The organism is Lysinibacillus piscis (genome assembly GCF_026012395.1).
Lineage (GTDB): Bacteria > Bacillota > Bacilli > Bacillales_A > Planococcaceae > Lysinibacillus > Lysinibacillus piscis.
On sequence record NZ_BRZA01000012.1, the window covers coordinates 1 to 21729 of the forward strand.

Annotated in this window: 17 protein-coding genes, 17 tRNA genes, 1 rRNA gene and 3 riboswitches; of the genes, 30 read left to right on the plus strand and 5 right to left on the minus strand. The window is 39.3% G+C overall.

The genetic code is table 11. The features are described from left to right. The first annotated feature begins 142 nt into the window (after window positions 1-142). From rrf to OPF91_RS18715, 19 genes are all read left to right on the plus strand, one after another. Window positions 143-258: ribosomal RNA gene (gene rrf / locus OPF91_RS18625) — 5S ribosomal RNA — on the plus strand. A gap of 10 nt (window positions 259-268) precedes the next feature. Continuing rightward, window positions 269-344 (plus strand) — tRNA-Val (locus tag OPF91_RS18630). Window positions 345-349: 5 nt separating this feature from the next. Beyond that, window positions 350-425: transfer RNA gene (locus OPF91_RS18635), tRNA-Asp, on the plus strand. 11 nt (window positions 426-436) lie between these two features. After that, a tRNA-Thr gene (locus tag OPF91_RS18640) sits at window positions 437-512 on the plus strand. 6 nt (window positions 513-518) lie between these two features. Next, window positions 519-602, plus strand: a tRNA-Tyr gene (locus OPF91_RS18645). A gap of 6 nt (window positions 603-608) precedes the next feature. After that, window positions 609-682 (plus strand) — tRNA-Trp (locus tag OPF91_RS18650). 52 nt (window positions 683-734) lie between these two features. Beyond that, window positions 735-810 (plus strand) — tRNA-His (locus OPF91_RS18655). Between the two features lie 10 nt (window positions 811-820). Then, a tRNA-Gln gene (locus OPF91_RS18660) sits at window positions 821-895 on the plus strand. Window positions 896-910: 15 nt separating this feature from the next. Beyond that, window positions 911-983 (plus strand) — tRNA-Lys (locus tag OPF91_RS18665). A 28-nt stretch (window positions 984-1011) separates the two neighbouring features. Next, window positions 1012-1088 (plus strand) — tRNA-Arg (locus OPF91_RS18670). A gap of 16 nt (window positions 1089-1104) precedes the next feature. Next, a tRNA-Pro gene (locus OPF91_RS18675) sits at window positions 1105-1178 on the plus strand. A gap of 19 nt (window positions 1179-1197) precedes the next feature. After that, window positions 1198-1273: transfer RNA gene (locus OPF91_RS18680), tRNA-Ala, on the plus strand. Window positions 1274-1292: 19 nt separating this feature from the next. Next, window positions 1293-1385 (plus strand) — tRNA-Ser (locus tag OPF91_RS18685). A 5-nt stretch (window positions 1386-1390) separates the two neighbouring features. Then, window positions 1391-1466, plus strand: a tRNA-Phe gene (locus OPF91_RS18690). Window positions 1467-1473: 7 nt separating this feature from the next. Beyond that, window positions 1474-1547: transfer RNA gene (locus tag OPF91_RS18695), tRNA-Gly, on the plus strand. A gap of 16 nt (window positions 1548-1563) precedes the next feature. After that, window positions 1564-1640 (plus strand) — tRNA-Ile (locus tag OPF91_RS18700). Window positions 1641-1644: 4 nt separating this feature from the next. After that, window positions 1645-1721, plus strand: a tRNA-Asn gene (locus OPF91_RS18705). 1 nt (window position 1722) lies between these two features. Beyond that, window positions 1723-1794 (plus strand) — tRNA-Glu (locus OPF91_RS18710). 223 nt (window positions 1795-2017) lie between these two features. Next, window positions 2018-3067, plus strand: coding sequence for a nitric oxide synthase oxygenase (locus OPF91_RS18715; protein WP_264990439.1), 1050 nt, complete (start codon window positions 2018-2020; stop codon window positions 3065-3067). Window positions 3068-3106: 39 nt separating this feature from the next. On the opposite strand, the gene OPF91_RS18720 is transcribed toward OPF91_RS18715, so the two are convergent. Continuing rightward, window positions 3107-4303 (minus strand): CynX/NimT family MFS transporter, encoded by a 1197-nt coding sequence (locus OPF91_RS18720; RefSeq protein ID WP_373877073.1) that lies wholly within the window; start codon window positions 4301-4303, stop codon window positions 3107-3109. 313 nt (window positions 4304-4616) lie between these two features. Beyond that, window positions 4617-4793, plus strand: a riboswitch (Lysine riboswitch). A gap of 78 nt (window positions 4794-4871) precedes the next feature. On the opposite strand from OPF91_RS18720, the gene OPF91_RS18725 reads away from it, so the two are divergent. Both OPF91_RS18725 and OPF91_RS18730 read left to right on the plus strand, forming a co-directional pair. Further along, window positions 4872-6335, plus strand: coding sequence for an amino acid permease (locus OPF91_RS18725; RefSeq protein ID WP_264990440.1), 1464 nt, complete (start codon window positions 4872-4874; stop codon window positions 6333-6335). Between the two features lie 117 nt (window positions 6336-6452). Next, complete coding sequence (locus tag OPF91_RS18730; protein ID WP_264990441.1) at window positions 6453-7346, plus strand: 3-hydroxyacyl-CoA dehydrogenase; 894 nt, start codon at window positions 6453-6455, stop codon at window positions 7344-7346. A gap of 37 nt (window positions 7347-7383) precedes the next feature. Here the strand turns inward: OPF91_RS18730 and OPF91_RS18735 are convergent, their stop codons facing one another. Then, window positions 7384-8679 carry an Nramp family divalent metal transporter gene (locus OPF91_RS18735; RefSeq protein ID WP_264990470.1) on the minus strand — a complete coding sequence of 432 codons (1296 nt, stop codon included), beginning with the start codon at window positions 8677-8679 and terminating at the stop codon, window positions 7384-7386. A 185-nt stretch (window positions 8680-8864) separates the two neighbouring features. Continuing rightward, window positions 8865-9014: riboswitch (cyclic di-AMP (ydaO/yuaA leader) on the plus strand. A 149-nt stretch (window positions 9015-9163) separates the two neighbouring features. Between OPF91_RS18735 and kimA the strand changes: the two genes are divergently transcribed. From kimA to OPF91_RS18755, 4 genes are all read left to right on the plus strand, one after another. Next, window positions 9164-10987, plus strand: coding sequence for a potassium transporter KimA (gene kimA / locus OPF91_RS18740; RefSeq protein ID WP_264990442.1), 1824 nt, complete (start codon window positions 9164-9166; stop codon window positions 10985-10987). A gap of 94 nt (window positions 10988-11081) precedes the next feature. Beyond that, window positions 11082-11183, plus strand: a riboswitch (purine riboswitch). Between the two features lie 108 nt (window positions 11184-11291). Further along, the gene (locus OPF91_RS18745) at window positions 11292-11870 is read left to right on the plus strand and encodes a xanthine phosphoribosyltransferase (protein WP_264990443.1); all 579 of its coding nucleotides are present in this window, start codon (window positions 11292-11294) and stop codon (window positions 11868-11870) included. Between the two features lie 5 nt (window positions 11871-11875). Beyond that, window positions 11876-13168 carry a nucleobase:cation symporter-2 family protein gene (locus OPF91_RS18750; protein ID WP_264990444.1) on the plus strand — a complete coding sequence of 431 codons (1293 nt, stop codon included), beginning with the start codon at window positions 11876-11878 and terminating at the stop codon, window positions 13166-13168. Between the two features lie 215 nt (window positions 13169-13383). Continuing rightward, window positions 13384-13899: a DUF2179 domain-containing protein gene (locus tag OPF91_RS18755; RefSeq protein ID WP_264990471.1), complete on the plus strand. Its 516-nt coding sequence runs from the start codon at window positions 13384-13386 to the stop codon at window positions 13897-13899. Window positions 13900-13941: 42 nt separating this feature from the next. Here the strand turns inward: OPF91_RS18755 and OPF91_RS18760 are convergent, their stop codons facing one another. The 3 genes from OPF91_RS18760 to OPF91_RS18770 form a co-directional block, all read right to left on the minus strand. Then, window positions 13942-14361, minus strand: coding sequence for a universal stress protein (locus OPF91_RS18760; protein ID WP_264990445.1), 420 nt, complete (start codon window positions 14359-14361; stop codon window positions 13942-13944). Window positions 14362-14372: 11 nt separating this feature from the next. After that, window positions 14373-15791, minus strand: coding sequence for a SulP family inorganic anion transporter (locus tag OPF91_RS18765; RefSeq protein ID WP_264990446.1), 1419 nt, complete (start codon window positions 15789-15791; stop codon window positions 14373-14375). A gap of 199 nt (window positions 15792-15990) precedes the next feature. After that, window positions 15991-16476, minus strand: a complete 486-nt coding sequence (locus tag OPF91_RS18770; RefSeq protein ID WP_264990447.1) for a hypothetical protein — start codon at window positions 16474-16476, stop codon at window positions 15991-15993. Between the two features lie 112 nt (window positions 16477-16588). On the opposite strand from OPF91_RS18770, the gene OPF91_RS18775 reads away from it, so the two are divergent. The 5 genes from OPF91_RS18775 to OPF91_RS18795 all read left to right on the plus strand — a co-directional run bounded on the left by OPF91_RS18775 (window position 16589) and on the right by OPF91_RS18795 (window position 21722). Then, window positions 16589-17686 carry a sensor histidine kinase gene (locus OPF91_RS18775; protein ID WP_264990448.1) on the plus strand — a complete coding sequence of 366 codons (1098 nt, stop codon included), beginning with the start codon at window positions 16589-16591 and terminating at the stop codon, window positions 17684-17686. Continuing rightward, on the plus strand, window positions 17683-18330 hold the full coding sequence (locus OPF91_RS18780) for a response regulator (RefSeq protein WP_264990449.1): 648 nt from the start codon (window positions 17683-17685) through the stop codon (window positions 18328-18330). Before OPF91_RS18775 ends, OPF91_RS18780 begins: the two co-directional genes overlap by 4 nt. 88 nt (window positions 18331-18418) lie before the next feature. Continuing rightward, window positions 18419-19351, plus strand: a complete 933-nt coding sequence (locus OPF91_RS18785; RefSeq protein ID WP_264990450.1) for an ABC transporter ATP-binding protein — start codon at window positions 18419-18421, stop codon at window positions 19349-19351. An 11-nt stretch (window positions 19352-19362) separates the two neighbouring features. Further along, entirely contained in the window at window positions 19363-20619 is a 1257-nt protein-coding gene (locus OPF91_RS18790) for an ABC transporter permease (protein WP_264990451.1), read from the plus strand. Then, entirely contained in the window at window positions 20619-21722 is a 1104-nt protein-coding gene (locus OPF91_RS18795) for an ABC transporter permease (RefSeq protein WP_264990452.1), read from the plus strand. Before OPF91_RS18790 ends, OPF91_RS18795 begins: the two co-directional genes overlap by 1 nt. Window positions 21723-21729: the final 7 nt, after the last annotated feature.

Below are 21729 nucleotides of genomic sequence, written 5' to 3' on the forward strand. Positions count from 1 at the left end.
ATGAGGTAGATAGGTTCGAGGTGGAAGTGTGGTGACACATGGAGCTGACGAATACTAATCGATCGAGGACTTAACCAAAAACATGTGACAAAGACAATGAACCGTTTATCCAGTTTTGAAAGAATAAACCCTTTCAAAAAAGTCTAGTGATGATGGCAAAGAGGTCACACCCGTTCCCATCCCGAACACGGAAGTTAAGCTCTTTAGCGCCGATGGTAGTTGGGGGATTCCCCCTGTGAGAGTAGGACATCGCTAGGCATAATACCCAGGAGGATTAGCTCAGCTGGGAGAGCATCTGCCTTACAAGCAGAGGGTCGGCGGTTCGAGCCCGTCATCCTCCACCATATTTGGTCCCGTGGTGTAGCGGTTAACATGCCTGCCTGTCACGCAGGAGATCGCCGGTTCGATCCCGGTCGGGACCGCCATTATTTTTTTTGCCGGTTTAGCTCAGCAGGTAGAGCAACTGACTTGTAATCAGTAGGTCGTGGGTTCGATTCCTATAGCCGGCACCATCCCATGGAGGGGTAGCGAAGTGGCTAAACGCGGCGGACTGTAAATCCGCTCCTTAGGGTTCGGCGGTTCGAATCCGTCCCCCTCCACCAGTCTTTAGGGGCATAGTTCAACGGTAGAATAGAGGTCTCCAAAACCTTTGGTGTGGGTTCGATTCCTACTGCCCCTGCCAGGTTTTTGTATGATTGCTAGTATATAGATACTATGTTACTACATATATTATGGCGGTTGTGGCGAAGTGGTTAACGCATCGGATTGTGGTTCCGACATTCGTGGGTTCGATTCCCATCAGTCGCCCCATTTTTAATATTGGGGTATAGCCAAGCGGTAAGGCAACGGATTTTGATTCCGTCATGCCTAGGTTCGAATCCTAGTACCCCAGCCATTTTTTCTTCTTTATGAGCCATTAGCTCAGTTGGTAGAGCATCTGACTTTTAATCAGAGGGTCGAAGGTTCGAGTCCTTCATGGCTCATCAATTTTATATTACTTTTCACTACGTAGCGCCCGTAGCTCAATTGGATAGAGCGTCTGACTACGGATCAGAAGGTTATGGGTTCGACTCCTGTCGGGCGCGCCAAAATTATGCTATTTATCGGAATGTAGCTCAGCTTGGTAGAGCACTTGGTTTGGGACCAAGGGGTCGTAGGTTCGAATCCTGTCATTCCGATTTACTTTTTTAATTATTGGGGGCCTTAGCTCAGCTGGGAGAGCGCCTGCCTTGCACGCAGGAGGTCAGCGGTTCGATCCCGCTAGGCTCCACCAATTTTTCTTTTATAATTATGGAGGTATACCCAAGTCTGGCTGAAGGGATCGGTCTTGAAAACCGACAGGCGGGTAACACCGCGCGGGGGTTCGAATCCCTCTACCTCCTCCATTTGTGGGTCAGTAGCTCAGTTGGTAGAGCATTAGATTGAAGCTCTAAGTGTCGGCGGTTCGATTCCGTCCTGACCCACCATCATTATGCGGGTGTAGTTTAATGGTAAAACCTCAGCCTTCCAAGCTGATGTCGTGAGTTCGATTCTCATCACCCGCTCCAAAGAATAAAGAATAATGGGCCTATAGCTCAGCTGGTTAGAGCGCACGCCTGATAAGCGTGAGGTCGATGGTTCGAGTCCATTTAGGCCCACCATTATTCCGAAGTAGCTCAGTTGGTAGTAGCACCTGACTGTTAATCAGGTTGTCGCAGGTTCGAGTCCTGCCTTCGGAGCCATGGCCCGTTGGTCAAGTGGTTAAGACACCGCCCTTTCACGGCGGTAACACGGGTTCGAATCCCGTACGGGTCATTATCTTAAAATGCAGTAAGTGTCTTGTAAAGGCATTTACTGCATTTTTTGCGTTATCCAAATACTTGATATAGATAAAAAATAGGATGCTTGAATCTCTTAATCTGCTTTTGTGTGGAAATAGTGCAGATTACATATATCAAATATGTATGTTTATTAGTGTGTTTTTTCATAGTGCATCATTACTTTTTCCTTTAAGATGAGTGTGATGGAGGAATTTTATATGAACTTACAAGAAATAGAGCAATTTTTGATGCTATATCAAACAGAAAAAAATCAACCGAAAGAATGGCTAACTACAAGACTACAGCAAATTGAAAAAGATGAGGAATATATTCCAACAACAGAGGAGCTTCAATTTGGCGCAAAGGTAGCTTGGCGTAATAGTAATAAATGTATTGGGCGTTTATTTTGGAAATCCTTACATGTGGAGGATGCACGGCATTTACGAACTGAGCATGACATTTTTACAGCATTGCTTAACCATATTGCCTATGCTACAAATGATGGTAAGATTCGCCCAACAATTACTATATTCGCACCAGAAAAAGTACGAATTTGGAATCATCAACTGATTCGTTATGCGGGCTATAAAAAAGAGCATGGTGTGATTGGTGATCCGCAATCTATTGCTTTTACGAAAGTATGTGAATCACTAGGATGGCGTGGTAATGGTACGGCATTTGATGTATTACCGCTTGTAGTACAAGTAGATGGTCGTGACCCACAATGGTATAGCATTCCTGATGACTATATATTAGAAGTACCAATTCGCCATCCAGAACAGTCACAATTCGCCACTTTAAATTTGAAATGGTATGCTGTGCCCATTATTTCAAGTATGCGTTTGCAAATAGCAGGGATTGATTTTCAGGCAGCACCATTTAATGGTTGGTATATGGGGACAGAGATAGGGGCGCGTAACTTGGCGGACTATGAACGTTATAATCTATTACCAGCCATTGCAGAGGTTTTTGATTTAGATACAACGAAGCAGGCATCTTTATGGCGTGACCGAGCATTAGTAGAATTAAATATTGCTGTGTTGCATTCATTTAAAGAGGATGGTGTGAGTATTGTTGACCATCATACAGCAGCCCAACAATTTAAGCTATTTGAAGGAGCTGAAGAGGCGGCAGGGAGGGCTGTGACAGGTAATTGGGCATGGCTTATCCCACCTATGGCTCCAGCAACAACACATATTTTTCACCAACCATATGTCAATATATATCATACACCGAACTATTTTTATCAAAAACCACTATATGACTAATAGGAAAAGCACTTGTTGAATATCACAAGTGCTTTTGGCTTAATGGATATATTTATTTTTAGAGGCCTGTATGGAACAGAAAAACAGGATAACTACAACGACAATGAAAAACCAACCAGCTTGACTCCAATCACCTAATACATCGTGCAGATAACCGAATAGAATAGGACCTGTTGCTGCGAGTAAGTAACCTAGTGATTGAGCAAAGCCAGATAAATCCGCAGCTTCATAGGCTGTACGTGTGCGCAATGTAAAGAACATCATTGCTAATGCGAATGACGCACCACCTGCACAGCCAAGAAGAATCATCCAAACAATAGCGAGGCTCGTCCATTCCATAACGACTCCAAGAAAGCCAATCAAATAAAGCATAATGAATACATAAACAAGTGGTCGCTGAGAGGTCATTTTACCTGCAATAATAGGTATAATAATGGCAAATGGAATCTGAGCGAACTGCATAATAGAAAACATCCACCCAGCTTGATCAGCCGCCATCCCTTGGGCAATATAAATTTCAGGAATCCAAGCCGCTGTACTATAAAATAATAAGGATTGGAAACCCATTGCGCCTGTCACTGCCCATGCAATAGGTGATTTCCAAAGAGGTTTACTAACCTTCTCGGTAAGCGTCGCAGGCTCTGGTTGATTAAATTTCAGTTGTGGTAGCCAAATAAAAACAGCAATTACGGCTAAACCTAAAGAAACAGCTAAAGCTCCTTGCCAGCCAAAAGAAGAATGAGCAAGTGGATAGCTAATACCTGCACCTAAACCAGCTGTCATATTCATTGCTAATGTATAGACAGCCATTAACAAACCAATATGATAAGGGAATTTTAGCTTTAATAAACTTGGAATTAAGACATTCCCAAACGAAATAGCTACACCAATGACAATTGTTCCTAAAAGAAGAAGCTCTGTTGTGCCAAGAGAACGTAAAAGAATGCCAACAGCTAGTATGCTCATAGCGAATAACAGCGTCAATTCTAGTCCGAATTTGCGTGCAATTTTTGGAACAATCGGTGAGACAATGCCGAATGCGAGTACGGGAATTGTTGTTAAAAAGCCAGCCAGTACGTTAGAAATACCAAGATCATCTCGGATAAAAGCTATGATAGGACCGACAACCGTTAGAGGCATTCTAAGTGTGGCAGCGATAAAAATGATGCCTAGTACAAGTAAGAACGTTGCTCGGTTCCAGTGAAATGTTTTATTAGAATATTTTTCTGTAGTCAAAATAAATCCTCCTTATTCTACATTACAACACTATACCACTTTTACCATACATACAAAAATAGTAGAAAATTCACAAAATAATGAACGTTGATTATACTATTGCCATATTATAATCAGTATGTTACAGTAGTCTACATCATAAAGTGAATCTTCAATCAGTGGGGGTTTTTATCCTCACTGATTGTTAGTTTTCACCAATCGGGTTTTTACAGGCTGTTAACTCTCTATTTAAGCAGATGGATTTCATCACATGTTTTTTGGATTTTACAGCCTGTTAATACGGGATAAATTTAATACTGATATGCCTCATATAGAATGAGGTAGAGGTCGCGGTATTTAAGAGTACACTAATGGAAATGACAAGCATTGAGGAAGTTAGTGGAAAGGAAATACTGCCGAAGTGTGGAGGAACTTGTAATCTTCATGCTGGGGCTGTTTTCGAAAGGAACAGAACTGTCACGTTTGGACAACGTGTTGTGCTATCAATGAAAAATGAGGATGACTATAGCCATCACAGTGCCCTGTGGTGGTATTTTTTTGTCTCAAAAGTTAGAAAGGAAGCTTTAAAATGAGTGAAATAAAAATGAATCAGCTTGGGCATAAAACGCCAAAGCTACAAAAAGTATTAAAAAGCCGCCATATTACAATGATTTCTTTAGGAGGAACAATTGGCACAGGGTTATTTTTAGCGAGTGGTGGTGCAATTGCACAAGCTGGCCCAGGTGGTGCTCTACTTGCCTATGCTTTAATCGGTGTGATGGTCTACTTTTTGATGACGAGTTTAGGGGAAATGGCAGCATATATGCCATCGTCAGGCTCTTTTAGCACATATGCTGCCAAATTTGTGGACCCAGCTTTAGGCTTTGCACTAGGGTGGAATTATTGGTATAACTGGGCGATTACGATTGCTGCAGAGATTGCCGCTGTATCGTTAATTATGAAATATTGGTTTCCTAATAGCTCCTCGACTCTTTGGACAGTATTATTCATAGTGATTGTACTAACATTCAACCTCTTATCTGTAAAAAGTTATGGAGAAAGTGAATATTGGTTTGCGATGATTAAAGTAGCAACTGTGATTATATTTATTATCGTGAGCTTTTTAATGATTTTTGGTATTTTAGGAGGTCAAGCACCTGTAGGTTTTACGAATTTCTTTATTGAAGATGGTCCGTTTCATGGTGGCTTTCTGGCGATGTTCGGGATATTCCTTGCAGCAGGATTTTCATTTCAAGGGACTGAATTACTTGGTGTGACAGCGGGTGAAACCGATGATCCTGCGAAAAATATTCCGAAAGCAGTAAAATCCGTATTTTGGCGCATCGTGTTATTTTATATTTTGGCGATTGCAGCCATTGGCATGTTAATTCCGTTTACAGATGCACGTTTACTGTCAGAGGACATAGCCGTATCTCCATTCACGCTGGTATTTGATCGTTTAGGAATTGCTTTTGCAGCTTCTTTCATGAATGCGATTATTTTAACAGCGATGTTGTCAGCAGGAAATTCAGGTCTATATGCGGCATCACGTATGCTTTGGCAATTAGCAAAAGAAGGTCAAGCACCAAAAGTTTTCATGAAATTAAGCCGCCGAGGCATTCCGGTTTATGCGTTAATGGCGACATTAGCAATTGGTTGTTTAGCATTTTTAGCATCCTTTTTTGGCGATGGTATTGTCTATAGCTGGTTGTTGAATGCTTCAGGGATGTCAGGCTTTATTGCTTGGTTAGGGATTGCCTTTAGCCATTACCGATTCCGTCGAGCATTTGTAGCTCAAGGGATGGATGTAACCTTGCTACCTTATAAAGCGAAATGGTATCCATTCGGGCCATTATTTGCTTTAACGATTTGTTTAATTGTTGTGATTGGTCAAAATTATACAGCATTTACAGGGGATCGTATTGATTGGTACGGTATTCTTGTATCATATATCGGTATACCTTTATTTTTACTTCTATGGTTTGGATATAAAATTAAGCATAAAACGAAAATATTACCATTGAAAGAGTGCGATTTACAGGTGAAGGAATAGGTCAAGATGGCAGAGCAGTCTTTCTATTTGTCGGATAAAATTTCATGGTATATTATTTGGTTATATTAAAATAATAAGCTATACTGACAATATAATAAAAAGAAAGAAGGCTTTTTCATGGAGTTAAAACATATTACAGTTGCAGGTAGCGGTGTTTTAGGAAGTCAAATTGCGTTTCAAACAGCGTTTTTTGGTTATAATGTAACAGTGTATGATATTAATGAGCAAGCATTATCCGCGGCAAAGGAACGCTTCCAACATCTTGTGAGTGTATATGGTGAATATTTTAGTGATATAACACATGCACAACAAGCATTTGATAGTCTCCAATATAGTGCTGATTTAGCGGAAGCTGTGAAGGATGCTGATTTAGTGATTGAAGCAGTGCCTGAAGTAGTAGAAATTAAGCAAGATTTCTATACGAAGCTAGCTAGCGTTGCGCCAGAAAAAACGATTTTTGCATCGAATTCATCCACAATGTTACCAAGTCAATTTGCGCAATTTACAGGTCGTCCTGAGAAATTTTTAGCACTGCATTTTGCCAATGAAATTTGGAAAAATAATGTGGCTGAAATTATGGGACATGCTGGTACTGATGCGAAATATGCGGACATTGTAGAAGCATTTGCTCGTTCCATTAAAATGATTCCATTCCGTCTTTATAAAGAGCAAGCGGGTTATATTTTAAATTCACTATTAGTACCATTTTTAGATGCTGCACTTGGGTTGTGGGCGAATGGCGTTGCAGAGCCACAAGCAATTGATAAAAATTGGATGATTTCAACTGGTGCACCAAGAGGGCCATTTGCTATTTTTGATATTATCGGTATGACAACACCATACAATTTGCAATTAGCGAAAGCAGAGCGTGGTGTTCCATGTGCTAAAGAGATTGCAGAAAAAATTAAAACCGAGTATATCGACCAAGGAAAATTAGGTGCAGCGACAGGTGAAGGTTTCTACAAATATCCAAACCCAGCATATGCTGATCCGAACTTCATAAAAGCTTAAATATAGAAAATAGCCAAAGTCGTTTAATGGACTTTGGCTATTTTAATGTTTCCCAGAGTAAATAAATATTTAATGTAATGACAATCACAACAACGAGCCATCCTAAGGTAGTAGTGATACGATGATTAACTAGATTGCCCATAATGGCTTTCTTGCTTGTAAATAGCACAAGTGGCACAAGAGCAAAAGCAATACCAAAGGATAAAATCACTTGACTTAAGACAAGTGCATAGGTTGCATTCACACCTGAAGCAATAATAACAAGAGGTGGTAGCATTGTAATCGCGCGTCGTAAATACAATGGAATTTTTCGTTGGATAAAGCCTTGCATGACAACATCACCTGCAAGTGTCCCAACAGAGGAGCTTGCTAAGCCTGCAATTAAAAGACCTAAACCAAATGAAATAGCTGCCATTGGACCGAGGGCATCGTGCAGGCCATTATAGGCAACATCTAAATCTTCTACGACCATTCCTTTTGTATGGAAAACAGCTGCTGCAATAATAAGCATACTCATATTGATAGCCCCTGCAATAATCATGGCAATAATAATATCCACCAGCTCAAAACGGAAAATTCTCTTTTTCTCAGCATCATTACGACCAATAACACGGTTTTGTGTTAAAGATGAATGTAAATAAATAGCATGTGGCATCACAGTAGCGCCTAAAATACCTGTAGCCAATAAAATAGAGGATGCCCCATCGAAATGTGGTACAAACATACCAACTGTTACTTCACCCCAATTTGGCTGTGCTAAAAAAGTTTGAAAGGCAAAGGCTAATACTACAATTAATACCATTCCTGAAACGCCTGCCTCAAATGCTCTAAAGCCTCTACGTTGCAATTCTAAAATGGCAAATGAACCAACTACTGTAATCAGTGCTGCAGGCAACATCGGAATATTAAATAATAAATAAAGTCCCAATGCCGCTCCGATAAATTCAGCGAGATCCGTGGCAATAATGACTAATTCAGCTTGCATCCATAAAAAGATAGATGTTTTTTTAGAAAAATGCTCACGAGCTACTTCTGGCAAGTTTTTACCAGTAGCAATCCCTAGCTTTGCAGATAAAGATTGAATCAACACAGCCATTAAATTAGAAAAGGCAATAACCCAAAGAAGTAAATAGCCATATTGTGAGCCTGCTGTAATATTGGTAGCAAAATTTCCTGGATCAATATAGGCAACTGCTGCAATAAAGGCTGGACCAAGAAATGGTAGAATTCGTTGCCAGCCTTTAACTTCACCATCAAGTACAGCTTCAGCAGCTGTTTTTCCTTGTGAAAGCGAAGGATAGGCAGTCGATGCTTTTGCTATATTTTTATTCATCATTTTGTTCCCTCATTTCAAAAAGTATCCTATATCAAAAAAAGTTTCTTTAAGGAAAAATTTAATGTTATCATTTTACTCCTAAGATGAAAAAATGTGAAGCTTTTTCTTTGGGAATCGAAAAAATTTTCCACTTTACTTTTTTTAACAATGAGCGTAATATGACATCATTATAAAAGTTTCAAATTTCTAAATCGCTGAAGTAACTAAACACGGGGGACCCAATAATCGTGGAATGTATAAGCAATCCTTGGGGTGAATTTCTCCTTAATGGAGAATAGGGCTACTCTGGTCCGAATCCGACAGCTAACCTCGTAAGCGTTAAGAGCAGAAACGTTGAAGCTTGTAGACAAATCAATGTCTACAAGTCGTATTTCGTAATGGCTTGTGGATGTTTTTTAGTTGTGGAGAGAAATGTTTTCACTGGGCAGCAATGGATTTAGAAAGGCGAAACACATTCTAAGGAAACAGAAGGTGTTATCAAATGAAATCCTCATTTAAACGTTATGTCATCGGGAAACCGTTGAAATCGGAGGCATTAGGAGAACAAAAACTGAGCAAAACAAAGGCATTGGCTATTTTATCATCTGATGCCTTGTCCTCCGTAGCATATGGACCTGAGCAAATATTGTTGGTACTAATGACAGTTAGTACGGTTGCATTTTGGTATTCCTTACCGATTGCGGTAGGTGTTGTTGTTTTGCTAATTGCTTTGATTTTATCATACCGACAAGTGATTTTTGCGTACCCACATGGCGGTGGAGCGTATGTTGTATCAAGAGAAAATTTAGGCGTGAATGCAGGGCTTGTGGCTGGAGGTTCTTTACTTGTTGATTATATTTTAACAGTGGCAGTAAGTGTATCTGCTGGAACAGATGCGATTACATCAGCCTTTCCAAGTTTACATGCACATAACGTGGCGATCGCTATATTTTTTGTGATTTGTTTAACATTGTTAAACCTACGGGGTGTGACAGAATCAGCCTCTATTTTAGCGTATCCAGTCTATTTATTTGTCGTTGTTATGTTAGTGTTAATTGGTGTAGGTGTCTATAATGTTGTCACAGGGCAAGTACCAGATACACTGCATGCACCAATTGGTACACCTGTTACAGGTATTAGCTTGTTCATCTTATTAAAGGCTTTTGCATCAGGAAGCTCAGCTCTGACTGGGGTAGAGGCCATTTCAAATGCTATTCCAAATTTCAAGGATCCAGCGCCGAAAAATGCCTCTAAAACTTTATTGGCAATGGGTGGAATTTTAGCTATTTTATTTGTAGGTATCGTTCTACTAGCTTATTTTTATGGCATAGTACCGAATAGCAAGGAAACAGTTGTCTCACAAATTGCAGAGGCAAGTGTGGGACGCAATATGTTTTATTATATTATACAGGGCACAACAGCGATGATTTTAGTGTTAGCTGCTAATACAGGTTATTCAGCCTTCCCATTATTAGCCGTTAATTTATCGAAGGATGGTTTTATTCCTAGAATTTTTCAGGTTCGTGGTGACCGTCTTGGTTACTCAAATGGGATTGTGATGCTAGGTATAGCAGCAATTATGTTAATTGTATTATTTGATGGAGCGACGGAGCATTTGATTCCACTCTACGCAGTGGGTGTATTTATTCCATTTACATTGGCACAGGTAGGCATGGTACGAAAATGGTGGTATGACAAGTCGGATGGCTGGATAGGGAAATTAGCTATTAACCTGCTTGGTGCAGTTATTTCCTTTATCGTAGCGATGATGTTCCTTGTGACAAAATTACCGCAAGTATGGCCTGTATTCATTTTCGTGCCACTCATTATTTTGATATTCCATCGTATTAAGCAGCATTATCAAGCTGTTGGTGAACAATTGCGTTTAGAAAAGAGAGAGTTACCAGTTATTGAAGGGAATTTGTTTATTATCCCTGTAGCAGGTATGACGAAGGTCGTTGAAAATTCCCTGCACTATGTAAAATCGCTACATGTTGAAAAAGTGGTGGCATTTTATGTAGCTTTTGACCAAGTTGAGGCTAAGGCTTTCGAGGAAAAATGGGCAAAATGGCAGCCTGATGTACGATTAGTGACCTATTATTCACCCTATAGAAGCATTACACAGCCGCTGATGAAATTTATTGATAAGGTAGAGCATCAATATGATAAGTCTGGCTACCAAGTAACCGTGGTTATCCCGCAATTTTTACCAAAAAAGGGCTGGCACCATATGCTGCACAATCAATCCAGTCTATTAATTCGTGCGGCACTATTATTTCACAAAAATGTCGTCATTATGACAGTGCCATATCATTTACAAAAATAATGACTAGCATCTCTGTATATTGTCTGCTATAATCAGTAGCGTTGATTATAAAACACGAACATTACGATTGAAAAAAAGTCGAAATGCCAGTGAATTCCGAAAAATTAAATTCACTCATATAATAGCGAGAATAAGGCTCGCGAGTTTCTACCGATTTACCGTAAATGAATCGACTATGGGTAGCAAGGCTTTAGAGAATATGTTTATTTTCTATATACATTCAATGTGTAGACGCTGAATCTTTTGCTACGTTCATAGCAAAAGATTCAGCGTTTTTTATTATTCATTAAAGGAGTTTGAGCATATGAAATTACTACATGACAAAATTAAAGCAGAAGGAAAAGTATTATCTTCGACAGTACTAAAGGTGGATTCATTTTTAAACCATCAAATCGATCCACAGCTGATGAAGGAAATTGGGCATGAGTTTGCCAATCGTTTTGCCGATCAAGTAATTACGAAGGTATTGACGATTGAATCTTCAGGTATTGCACCCTCTGTCATGCTAGGGTTAGAAATCGGAGCACCTGTAGTCTTTGCACGTAAGCGTAAATCATTAACATTATCGGATAATTTATATTCGTCAAAGGTTCATTCATTTACGAAAAATGAAACAAATGATATTTCGGTATCACGTAACTTTTTAAATGCAGACGATAATATATTAATTATCGACGATTTTTTAGCAAATGGTGAGGCAGTCAAAGGCTTACTTGATATTGTACAGCAAGCAGGTGCACACGTTGTTGGTGTAGGTATCGTCATTGAAAAAGGCTTCCAAGATGGTGGTAAATTATTACGTGAGCAGGGTGTTCGTGTCGAATCTTTAGCGATTATTGATTCGTTAGAGGATGGCAATGTGACATTTGCTACGGAGGCGTAAGTACGATGAATATCATGAAGTCAACTACATTAGCAATCCAGCATTTATTAGCTATGTATGCAGGTGCGATTTTAGTGCCATTAATTATTGGAAGTGCAATCGGCTTTGATTCCACACAAATGACGTATTTAGTGGCAATTGATATTATGATGTGTGGGATTGCAACGCTTTTACAAGTGTATTCGGGGAAATTTATTGGCATTGGTTTACCCGTTGTACTAGGCTGTACATTTACAGCGGTAAGCCCAATTATTGCAATTGGCACAAATCCTGAGCAAGGGATTACAGCTATTTATGGTTCGATTATTGCATCAGGTGTTATCGTTATCATTATTGCAGGTTTCTTTGGCAAGCTAGTGAAATTTTTCCCACCTGTAGTGACAGGCTCTGTTGTATCCATTATCGGGATTTCGTTGTTGCCAGTTGCATTAAATAATATGGCTGGTGGACAAGGTGCAGCAGATTTTGCATCTGGCTCAAATGTAGCTTTAGCATTTATCACACTCGCGATTATTTTAGTCGTATATCGTTTTTCAACAGGCTTTATTCGTGCAATCTCGATTTTAATTGGTCTAGTGTCAGGAACGGTTATCGGCATTTTGATGGGTAAAGTGGATTTTACGCCTGTGTCAGAGGCAGATACGCTACATATGGTGCAGCCCTTTTACTTCGGAATGCCAACCTTTGATATAGCGTCTATTTTAACAATGACACTAGTAGCAATGGTATCTTTAGTCGAATCAACAGGTGTCTATTTTGCATTAAGTGATATTTGTAAGAAAAAGCTAGATTCTAAGGATTTAGCTCGTGGTTATCGTTCAGAGGGTCTAGCATCTGTTATTGGTGGGCTTTTCAATGCTTTCCCATATACAACATTTTCGCAAAATGTTGGCTTAGTGCGGATGTCGGGGGCAAAGGAACGCAAAGTCATTTATATTACAGGTGCAATGCTTGTAGCGTTGGGCTTCCTACCCAAAGTTGCTGCATTAACAACCATTATTCCAACATCTGTGTTAGGTGCGGCAATGCTTGCAATGTTTGGGATGGTGATTACACAGGGAATGGGCATGCTTGTCCCTGTTATGAATGAATCAGCGGAAAATGCCATGATAGCAGCGGTTGCAGTCGGTCTTGGTGTTGGCGTATCGATTGTCCCAGAGATTTTTGCCGCATTGCCAAAGGGGATTGCCATTATCACATCAAATGGGATTGTATGTGGCTCTGTCACAGCGATTTTATTGAACGTCTTATTTAATATGATTGGCCCAAACCGTAAAAAGCATGTCGTATATAAATAACATTACAGCCACTTATTTTGTGTACTCAAAATAGGTGGCTATTTATTTATGAATAATTTCCTGCTACATATGTACACAACCTTTCTTCTTTTGTATAAACGTTGGAGATATCAAATAAGTGTGTTGGAGTATATTGGATGATTGACATTCTATATGTTCCACCATACAATAGCAGAAAGTTTCCATATGGAAAATATACGAGAAAGGTTCTGTCTATGTACAATATTATTTTGATTATTCTTCTTCAATTAATCTATGTTCCTTTTCTGACACTACGTACCATATTTTTAGTGAAAAATGTGACATTGCTGGCTGCAATATTTGGTATGGTGGAAATGCTTATTTATGTATTTGGGCTATCTCTTGTATTTAGTGGCGACCAAAGTATTTTAGCGATGATTGTTTATGCAGTTGGCTTTGGTTTAGGGATTTTTGTAGGGGCGAAAATTGAACGAAAGTTAGCAATCGGCTATGTTTATACAACGATTAATACGCAGCAAAAAAATGAAGAGCTTGTTAGCTTCTTGCGGAGTGAAGGCTTCGCTGTGACGATTTATGTGGGAGAGGGGCGAGACAGTAATCGCTACAAATACGAAATTTTAACGAAGCGTAATCGGGAGGCAGAGCTGTTTAAAATTGTCGAGCAGTTTGAGCCAAATGCTTTCATTATTTCCTATGAGCCGAAGTCGTTTAAGGGTGGGTTTTTATTAGATCGTATGAAATTAAAATAAAGCAAAAAGCTGTTCCTAAGCGCAGAACAGCTTTTTAGTCTTTTATTTGACAATTAAAGCAGGGCAATTCACACGCTTCATCACCTTATGGCTGACACTGCCTAGCACCATTTCCTGTAAACCATTTAAGCCACGGCTACCGATAATCACTAAATCTACTGCTTGTGCATTGACGTATTTAATAATTTCAGGTGCAGGCTCTCCTTTTAAAATCGTCACCTTGTAGTGAATTTGTGCCTCTAGTAGTAATTGCTCCACAGTCGCTACTTTGCGTTTACGCTCTAATAGTAGGCTATCAGGTGAAGCGGCATGAAGCATATCCGCTCGTGCCTGATCGAAGCTTGCCACGTAAATAATATCGACAAGCGTATTTGGTGAAAGTGTAGCGATTTTTACAGCTTCCCGAGCCGCACGTAACGCATTTTCAGAGCCATCTGCTGCTAAGACAATATGTTGGTACATTGAAACGCCTCCTATGATAATCCGACTAATTTTTGATAAAGTGCCTGACTAGCAGGGTTCATACCGATAATTTGTACGGTTTGTCCTTTTTCCTCAAGCCTACTCACGACTTTGACAATAGCGCCTACGCTGGATTCATCCCATAAATGACTACTTGTTAAGTCAATTGTGACGTGCTGTTCCGTCGCAAGCTCTAATTGCTCAATAAAGGCTTTCGTAGAGGCAAAAAATAAAGGTCCCTCGATGATATATGTACCATTCGTGCTGGTAATGTTAACTTTGGAGATTTTAGATACAAAAAATAGAGCACTAATAATGATACCTGTAACAACACCAATCGCTAAATTATCTGTGTAGAGTACAATAATAATGGTAGTAAGCATCACAAAAACATCAGATTTCGGTGCAGTGGTGGCATATTTCAATGAACCCCAATCAAATGCAGATACCGCCACCATCACCATAATCCCTGCGAGTACAGGCATTGGAATAGCAATTACAATATCTCTAAGTGCCACGATTAAAAACATTAAAAAGACACCTGCTACCAATGTAGATAAGCGACCACGACCGCCCGATTTCACATTAATCATCGACTGACCAATCATCGCACAGCCAGCCATCCCTCCTAAAAAGCCATTGATAATATTGGCAATTCCTTGTCCACGTGCCTCCATATTTTTATTGGACTTTGTATCTGTCATATCATCTAAAATTTGTGCAGTCAGTAGCGATTCGAGTAAACCGACAACAGCTAGCGCCAATGAATAAGGTAAAATAATAGCGAACGTTTCCCATGTCAATGGAATATTAGGCAGTAAAAAAGTAGGTAGGCTAGTAGGGACAGCGCCTAAATCGCCAACGGTTTTAACATCAAGATGTAAAAGTATGGCTGCCGTCGTTAAGATAATAACAGCAATTAATGGCGCAGGAATCAGCTTGAAAAATTTAGGGATAAAGTAGACAATGCCAATTGTGATAATTAAAAATACATACGTTATGCCATTACCACCAATAAAATGAGGAAGCTGTGCTAAAAATACTAAAATAGCTAGTGAATTCACAAAACCAATCATTACGGAATTGGGAATAAAGCGCATCAACTTCGCAATACCCAAGACCCCAAGTAAAATTTGAATGAGTCCTGTTAAAATGGTTGCGGCTAATAAATAGTGTAAGCCGTGGTCTGCGACTAAATCGACAATGACCAATGCCATTGCACCAGTTGCGGCAGAAATCATCGCAGGTCGACCACCAACAATGGCGATAACTGTTGCCATTGTGAAGGAGGCATACAGACCAACCATTGGGTCAACACCTGCTAAGATAGAAAAAGCAATAGCTTCAGGGATAAGTGCCAGTGCAACAACGATACCTGATAAAATATCAGCTTGTATGTTGCCAAACCATTGCTGCTGTAAAGTTTGCATGGTAAAGCTCCTTTCAAATGATTCATCTGCTTAACATCATACCATTTCACTAACGCGCAAGAACTAAAAAAAGCAGAAATGTTGTGAAAACATTTCTGCTCATAGTGTTGAAAGGATTTGTAGATATTCGACAAATGTTTATTGTGCGGAAGCATGAGTGCAATGTAGTGACAACAACAAGCTTTTTCTGCTAGCTACTTTATCGCATATTACCAAGAATAGAAGAACGGCTATCTGACATTTTTTTGATAAAGTTTGTCATCACTTCAAAGGCTTCATTACGCTTGTTTGTTAAGCTTTGCATACGCAACATATCCATTTGCTGAGAGCTATTGATGGCATCAATTTGTGACTTTAGCATTTGAATTTGCGTATCAAGTTCTGTTACCTTTTTTTCGTCTTTGTTCGCTTGTGCTTGTGATTTAGCCACCTGTAAAGCGCCTAATTGTGTATTTAATTCTGCAACTTGCGCATTTCTAGCTTGAATAGCATCAACTTGACCCTTTAATTGTGATTCTAGTAAGTTAGCTCTTTGTTGTTGCACCATCATCAGGGCTGTTTCTAAATCCATAGAACTTAAATCAATTGGGGATACTGGTGCAACAGATGTGTTTGCTAAAGATGGAGATGCACCAGTCAATAATAGACCTACTGCCATTGTGCCAGCGATTAATTGCTTTTTCATTCCAAAACCTCCTCAAAATATACTAGACTTTAAATACTAGTTTAAAGGATAAAGGTTAAAATTAGATTAAAAATTAAAAATTTTCTTAGCATGACTAAAAAGGAGAGAGAACATGGCATATATTAGTGTGCGTATTAGCTGCCTTTTATTATTAATCTTCATTTTTCTGTTCCATACATATCAAGTAAATGATGCACTACCTATTGCTTTATTTATATGTGCAACTGTTTTATGTCTATATTTTATCCTACCATTATTAAAGGGATTACGCTTTTTAAGCTATAGCTGTATCGTACTGCTACTGTTTAGTAGTGCCTTGCTCTCGCTAGATATATTGTATGTTTTGCCGCTCATTGCCTTTTTTATTGTAGAAAGTGCTTTTTCATTGGAGACGAAACCGTATATTTTCTTGCTTGGACTGATTAATGTGAATAGTAGTCTATTTATATTTTTACAATGGCTACCATTGTATATAGCGCTTTTATTAGTAGTCATTTCTAGTTGTGCGTTGTTATTACGCCACTATATCCAATTAACGACTGAAAAAGGTGAACTATATACAGCGTTGTTAGGGCAGTATCGAGCATTGAAGCGGTTATCTGTTGAACAGGAGCAGCTTGTACGTGCGGAGGAGAGAACGAATATTGCACGTGATATGCATGATGCTATTGGACATAATTTAACCGCCTTACTGATGCAGGTAGAAATGCTATCTATCCAGAACACAGACCAAGCTTTAGAGGATATTAAGCAGCTAGCAAGGCAAAGTCTAGATGACACAAGATATGCTGTTCGTCAATTAAAGGCGAATGACACATATGGTATCCAATCTGTCTTACACTTAATACGACGCTTAGAAATGGAAAGTCGCTTACATATGCGCTTTACTATTGAAAAAGGCGTGCTATCTGTGCCCATCTCTAATCGTCAAAGTGTTGTCCTTTACCGTGTCTTACAGGAATGTTTGACGAATGCTATGAAATATAGTGATTCAAAGGAAGTAGAGATTTTGCTAGGACGAGATTCCTTGCAGCAAGTTTGCTTTTCTGTAAAAAATAAATCGTTAGAGCAAAGCGCGATTGTTTATGGCTTTGGTTTGAAAAATATGGAGGAACGCCTACATGAAATAGGTGGTACTTTTCATGTTTATCAAACAGAGCAGTATTTTATAGTGGAAGGTACATTTCCGATAATGGAGGGATTGCAATGACAAAACGTATACTGCTTGTGGAAGATCAAACAATTGTACGGAACGGCTTAAAAATGATTATTGAACAGGATGATAGGCTACAAGTGACAGCGGAGGCGAGTGATGGATTAGAGGCACTATCCCTACTTGAGCAAGTGCATATTGACCTTGTTGTAATGGATATTCGGATGCCAAATATGAACGGTATAGAGGCAACAAAGCATATACATAGCCGTTTTCCGAAGTTAAAAATATTAATTTTAACAACCTTTGATGATGAGGAATATGCCTATCAAACATTAAAGGATGGGGCAAGTGGCTTTCTTGTTAAATCCTCTGAGCCTAAAAAACTACTAGCTAGTATTCATAGTGTGTTAGATGGAGGGATGGTGATTCAGGAGGATGTCGCTGCAAAACTGATGCCCAAGCTATTCCAGCAATCGGTAGAGCGCGTTCCATGTCCACAGCTTGCTAATTTAACAGTCCGTGAGCTAGAAATTGTTAAGCTCGTTGGGGAGGGGAAAACGAATAAGGAAATTGCAGCCACACTCTTTTTATCCATCGGTACGGTAAAAAATCATCTAACCCATATTTTAAATGAATTAGCCTTACGAGACCGTACACAGCTCGCCATTTATGCAGTACGGAATGGTCTTGTAGATTAATATGACCTCCGTCACTTCTGTTTGTGACATTGGCTAGTCGTCAGTAGCTACTTTGGCTTGTTATGCTATAAAAAAGGAGGAAATGTATATGATTGAAGTCGTCAATTTAACCAAGTCCTTTAAAAAAGTAAAAGCCGTCAATGATGTGAATTTGTATATCGAGCCAGGTGAGATAGTGGGCTTACTTGGTCCAAATGGGGCAGGGAAATCCACGACCATTGCGATGGTATCCACATTAATACAACCAACAGCGGGCGATATTTTATTGCAGCAAAAAAGCGTACTACAGCATCCTATTGCATTAAGAAATGTCTTAGGAGTTGTTCCACAAGATATTGCCTTATATGAGGAATTGACAGCACAGGAGAATTTAGAGTTTTTCGGCAGTATTCATAAAATTCCAAAGCGGAAATTAAAGGAGCGCATTGAGACTGTGCTTCAGCAAATTGGCTTACAGCAGGAGCTGAAAAAGCCTGTGAAGCATTATTCAGGTGGAATGAAACGACGCTTGAACATTGGTGTTGCGCTTTTACATGAGCCACAATACTTAATTATGGATGAGCCGACAGTAGGTATTGATCCACAATCTCGAAATTATATTTTAGAAACGGTGAAAAAGCTCAATAAAGAGGCCAATACAGCGATTATTTATACAAGTCATTACATGGAAGAGGTCGAGTATTTATGTGACCGCATTTATATTATGGACAAAGGGCAAATTATTGCAACAGGTACGAAGGAAGAGATTAAAGCCATTCTGTCCTCTGAAAAAACAATTGAACTCAAACTTGAAAAACATTCCAAGCCTTTCGTTGAAGAGCTTTTGCAGCAGGGAGTTTTATCGAATATACAAGTAAAGGAATCTCATATTTCCTTCAACGTAGCAAAACATACGGATTTTTTACCTATTGTGCTACCGTTATGTGAGACACATGGTATTGTTTTGAAAAGCTTCCATGTCCAAGAGCCGACACTTGAAGATGTATTTTTACATTTGACAGGTCGGGCTTTACGGAATTAGGGGGGATTGGGATGTTTTTAGCGCTTATTCAGAAACAGTTAAAACTCATATGGCGAAGTCCTCAAGAGTTATTGATTTTACTTGGAATGCCAATTGCCTTAATTTCGATTATAGGCTTTGCTTTAGGCTCATTACTAGATGGTAATAGTGAGGCGATTCAAATAAAAGTGGCCTTTGCTATGCATGAGGATGAAAATGTAGCATTAGAGACATTTGTGCAGGATAAAGGTGAGACATTTGGTATAGGACGTAATATGCTACCTAGCTTACAACAAATGCTCCCGATAGCCACTTTACGAAAAGAAGTATTTGACAATGAAGAGATGACATCTTTTCTACAAGTCACAACCATTACACCACAGGAGATAGCAAAGGCAAAGCAAGATGACGTATATGATGCCATTATTGAGGTGCCAAGCGGTTTTACAGAGCAATTTTTATTGTCTATTTTTGAGCAGGATACAGCACCTGTATTACCAATTTATTTAAATGACGATAAAGAAATTGCCACAACGGTGGTCAAACGGATAGTAGACACATATCAATATCAATTTACGTTGATGAACGCTTTGGCGGAGCAAGGGATGATAGAAGCAGACTTTACTATACCAATAGCTAAAGTATCATCTTCTATTGAAACGGTTAATGGTCAGCAGCCTGTGTCAGTCAGCGCGTATTATTCTTTCAGTATGGGCGTTATGTTTATTATGTATTGGGTGGGTACGATTGCTGGTCAGGCATTTTTAGAAAAGGATAAGCATATTTTTGACCGCATTCTGTTAGCCAACATAAATCCCGCTATCTATTTAGTAGCGATTATTATATCTACGGTTTTTTTGGCGATGCTTCAAATGCTTATATTATTTATCTTTGCGCATCTAGTATTTGATGTGTCATATGGGCCATGGTCACTTTATATCGTCACAACATTTATGATTGCACTTGTCGTTGGTGGGCTGACCGCCGTATTGTCTGCTATCAATTATAAATTCAATTCCGTCAGTGCCTCTAATTTATTTGGTTCTTCAATTGTAGCGATTTTGGCATTATTAGGGGGAAGCTTCTTTAACTTAAGTAGCATTATGCCTGATATTGCAAGGATTGGCTACTTCACACCAAATGGAGCGGCATTACAAAGCTATTTAACGATTCAGCAAGGTGGTAACCTGGCACAAATTATGCCTTATTTAAGCACATTGGGCGTGTTAGCGATTATGTTCTTTGTATGTGCCTTTCTCGTATTTCCAAAAAGAGGAGGCATTGCATGATGACAATTTTAAAAACAAAATTTTTATTATTGCTTCGTAGACCAGGTGGTTATATTGTTAGCACAATTATTATTTGTCTATTTGCTTATTTAATGGGAGCGGGGCAGCAAGGAAAACAGCCGATAGCAGTTGCTTCTACAATGAAGGAAGAAGCGACAGCACAAACGATGGAAGAGTTACGCAAGTTGGCTGACCTTGACTATACGTTATATACAGAGCAAAAGGCTAGACAGCTTGTGAAAGATGGGCAAGTGGATGTCGCTATTTTTTTACAGGAAGATGCCTATCATTTGCTCGTAGCAGTTGATTTTATGGATACGAGAATTTTACAAAATGAATTAACTGCTATTTATGCAAATCGACTGAACGAGACCGCTTTGCTGGATGCTTTTCCAAAGGCGCGACAAGCTGAGGTAGCAAGCATTGTTGCACATGCTAAAGAAACACCAGCCTTTGCCATACAGTACAAGGGCTTTGGACATGAGGAAGCGTTCAAATATGATAGCAAGCTACACAGTCTGTTTGGCTTCACATTATTTATGGTTATTTACACGGTAGCCAATGGTGTGAATCATATTGTAATGGAGAGAAGAAATGGCATTTGGAATAGACTCATTGTGTCACGTATTAAAAAATGGGAAGTATATGTAGCCAATTTAGTGTACACATTTTTAAGTGGCTATTTCCAAATTGTATTGGTATTTTGCATTTTCTATTTCTTTGTCGATGTTAATTTTTATGGTGGGTTTGTGGCAAGCTTATTAGCCATTATTCCATATTTACTATGTATTGTCGCATTGGCTATGTTTGTAGCTTCGATAACGAATACACCAGGGAAATTTAATGCTGCAATGACGGTCATTGCTGTGCCATTTGCCATGCTAGGAGGAGCTTATTGGCCGTTAGAGGTTGTGAGTTCCAAAATTATTTTAGCATTATCTTATATTTCACCGATTAAATATGGCTTAGAAATATTGAAAGGTGTAACGATTGATGAGAGCGCCTATACAGCATTGCTTCAACCGTTTAGCTTATTAGTATTTATAGCTGTGGTGTTAATGGGTATTGGGATTAATGTGATGGAGAAGAAGGTGGAGAACTAGGTTAGAT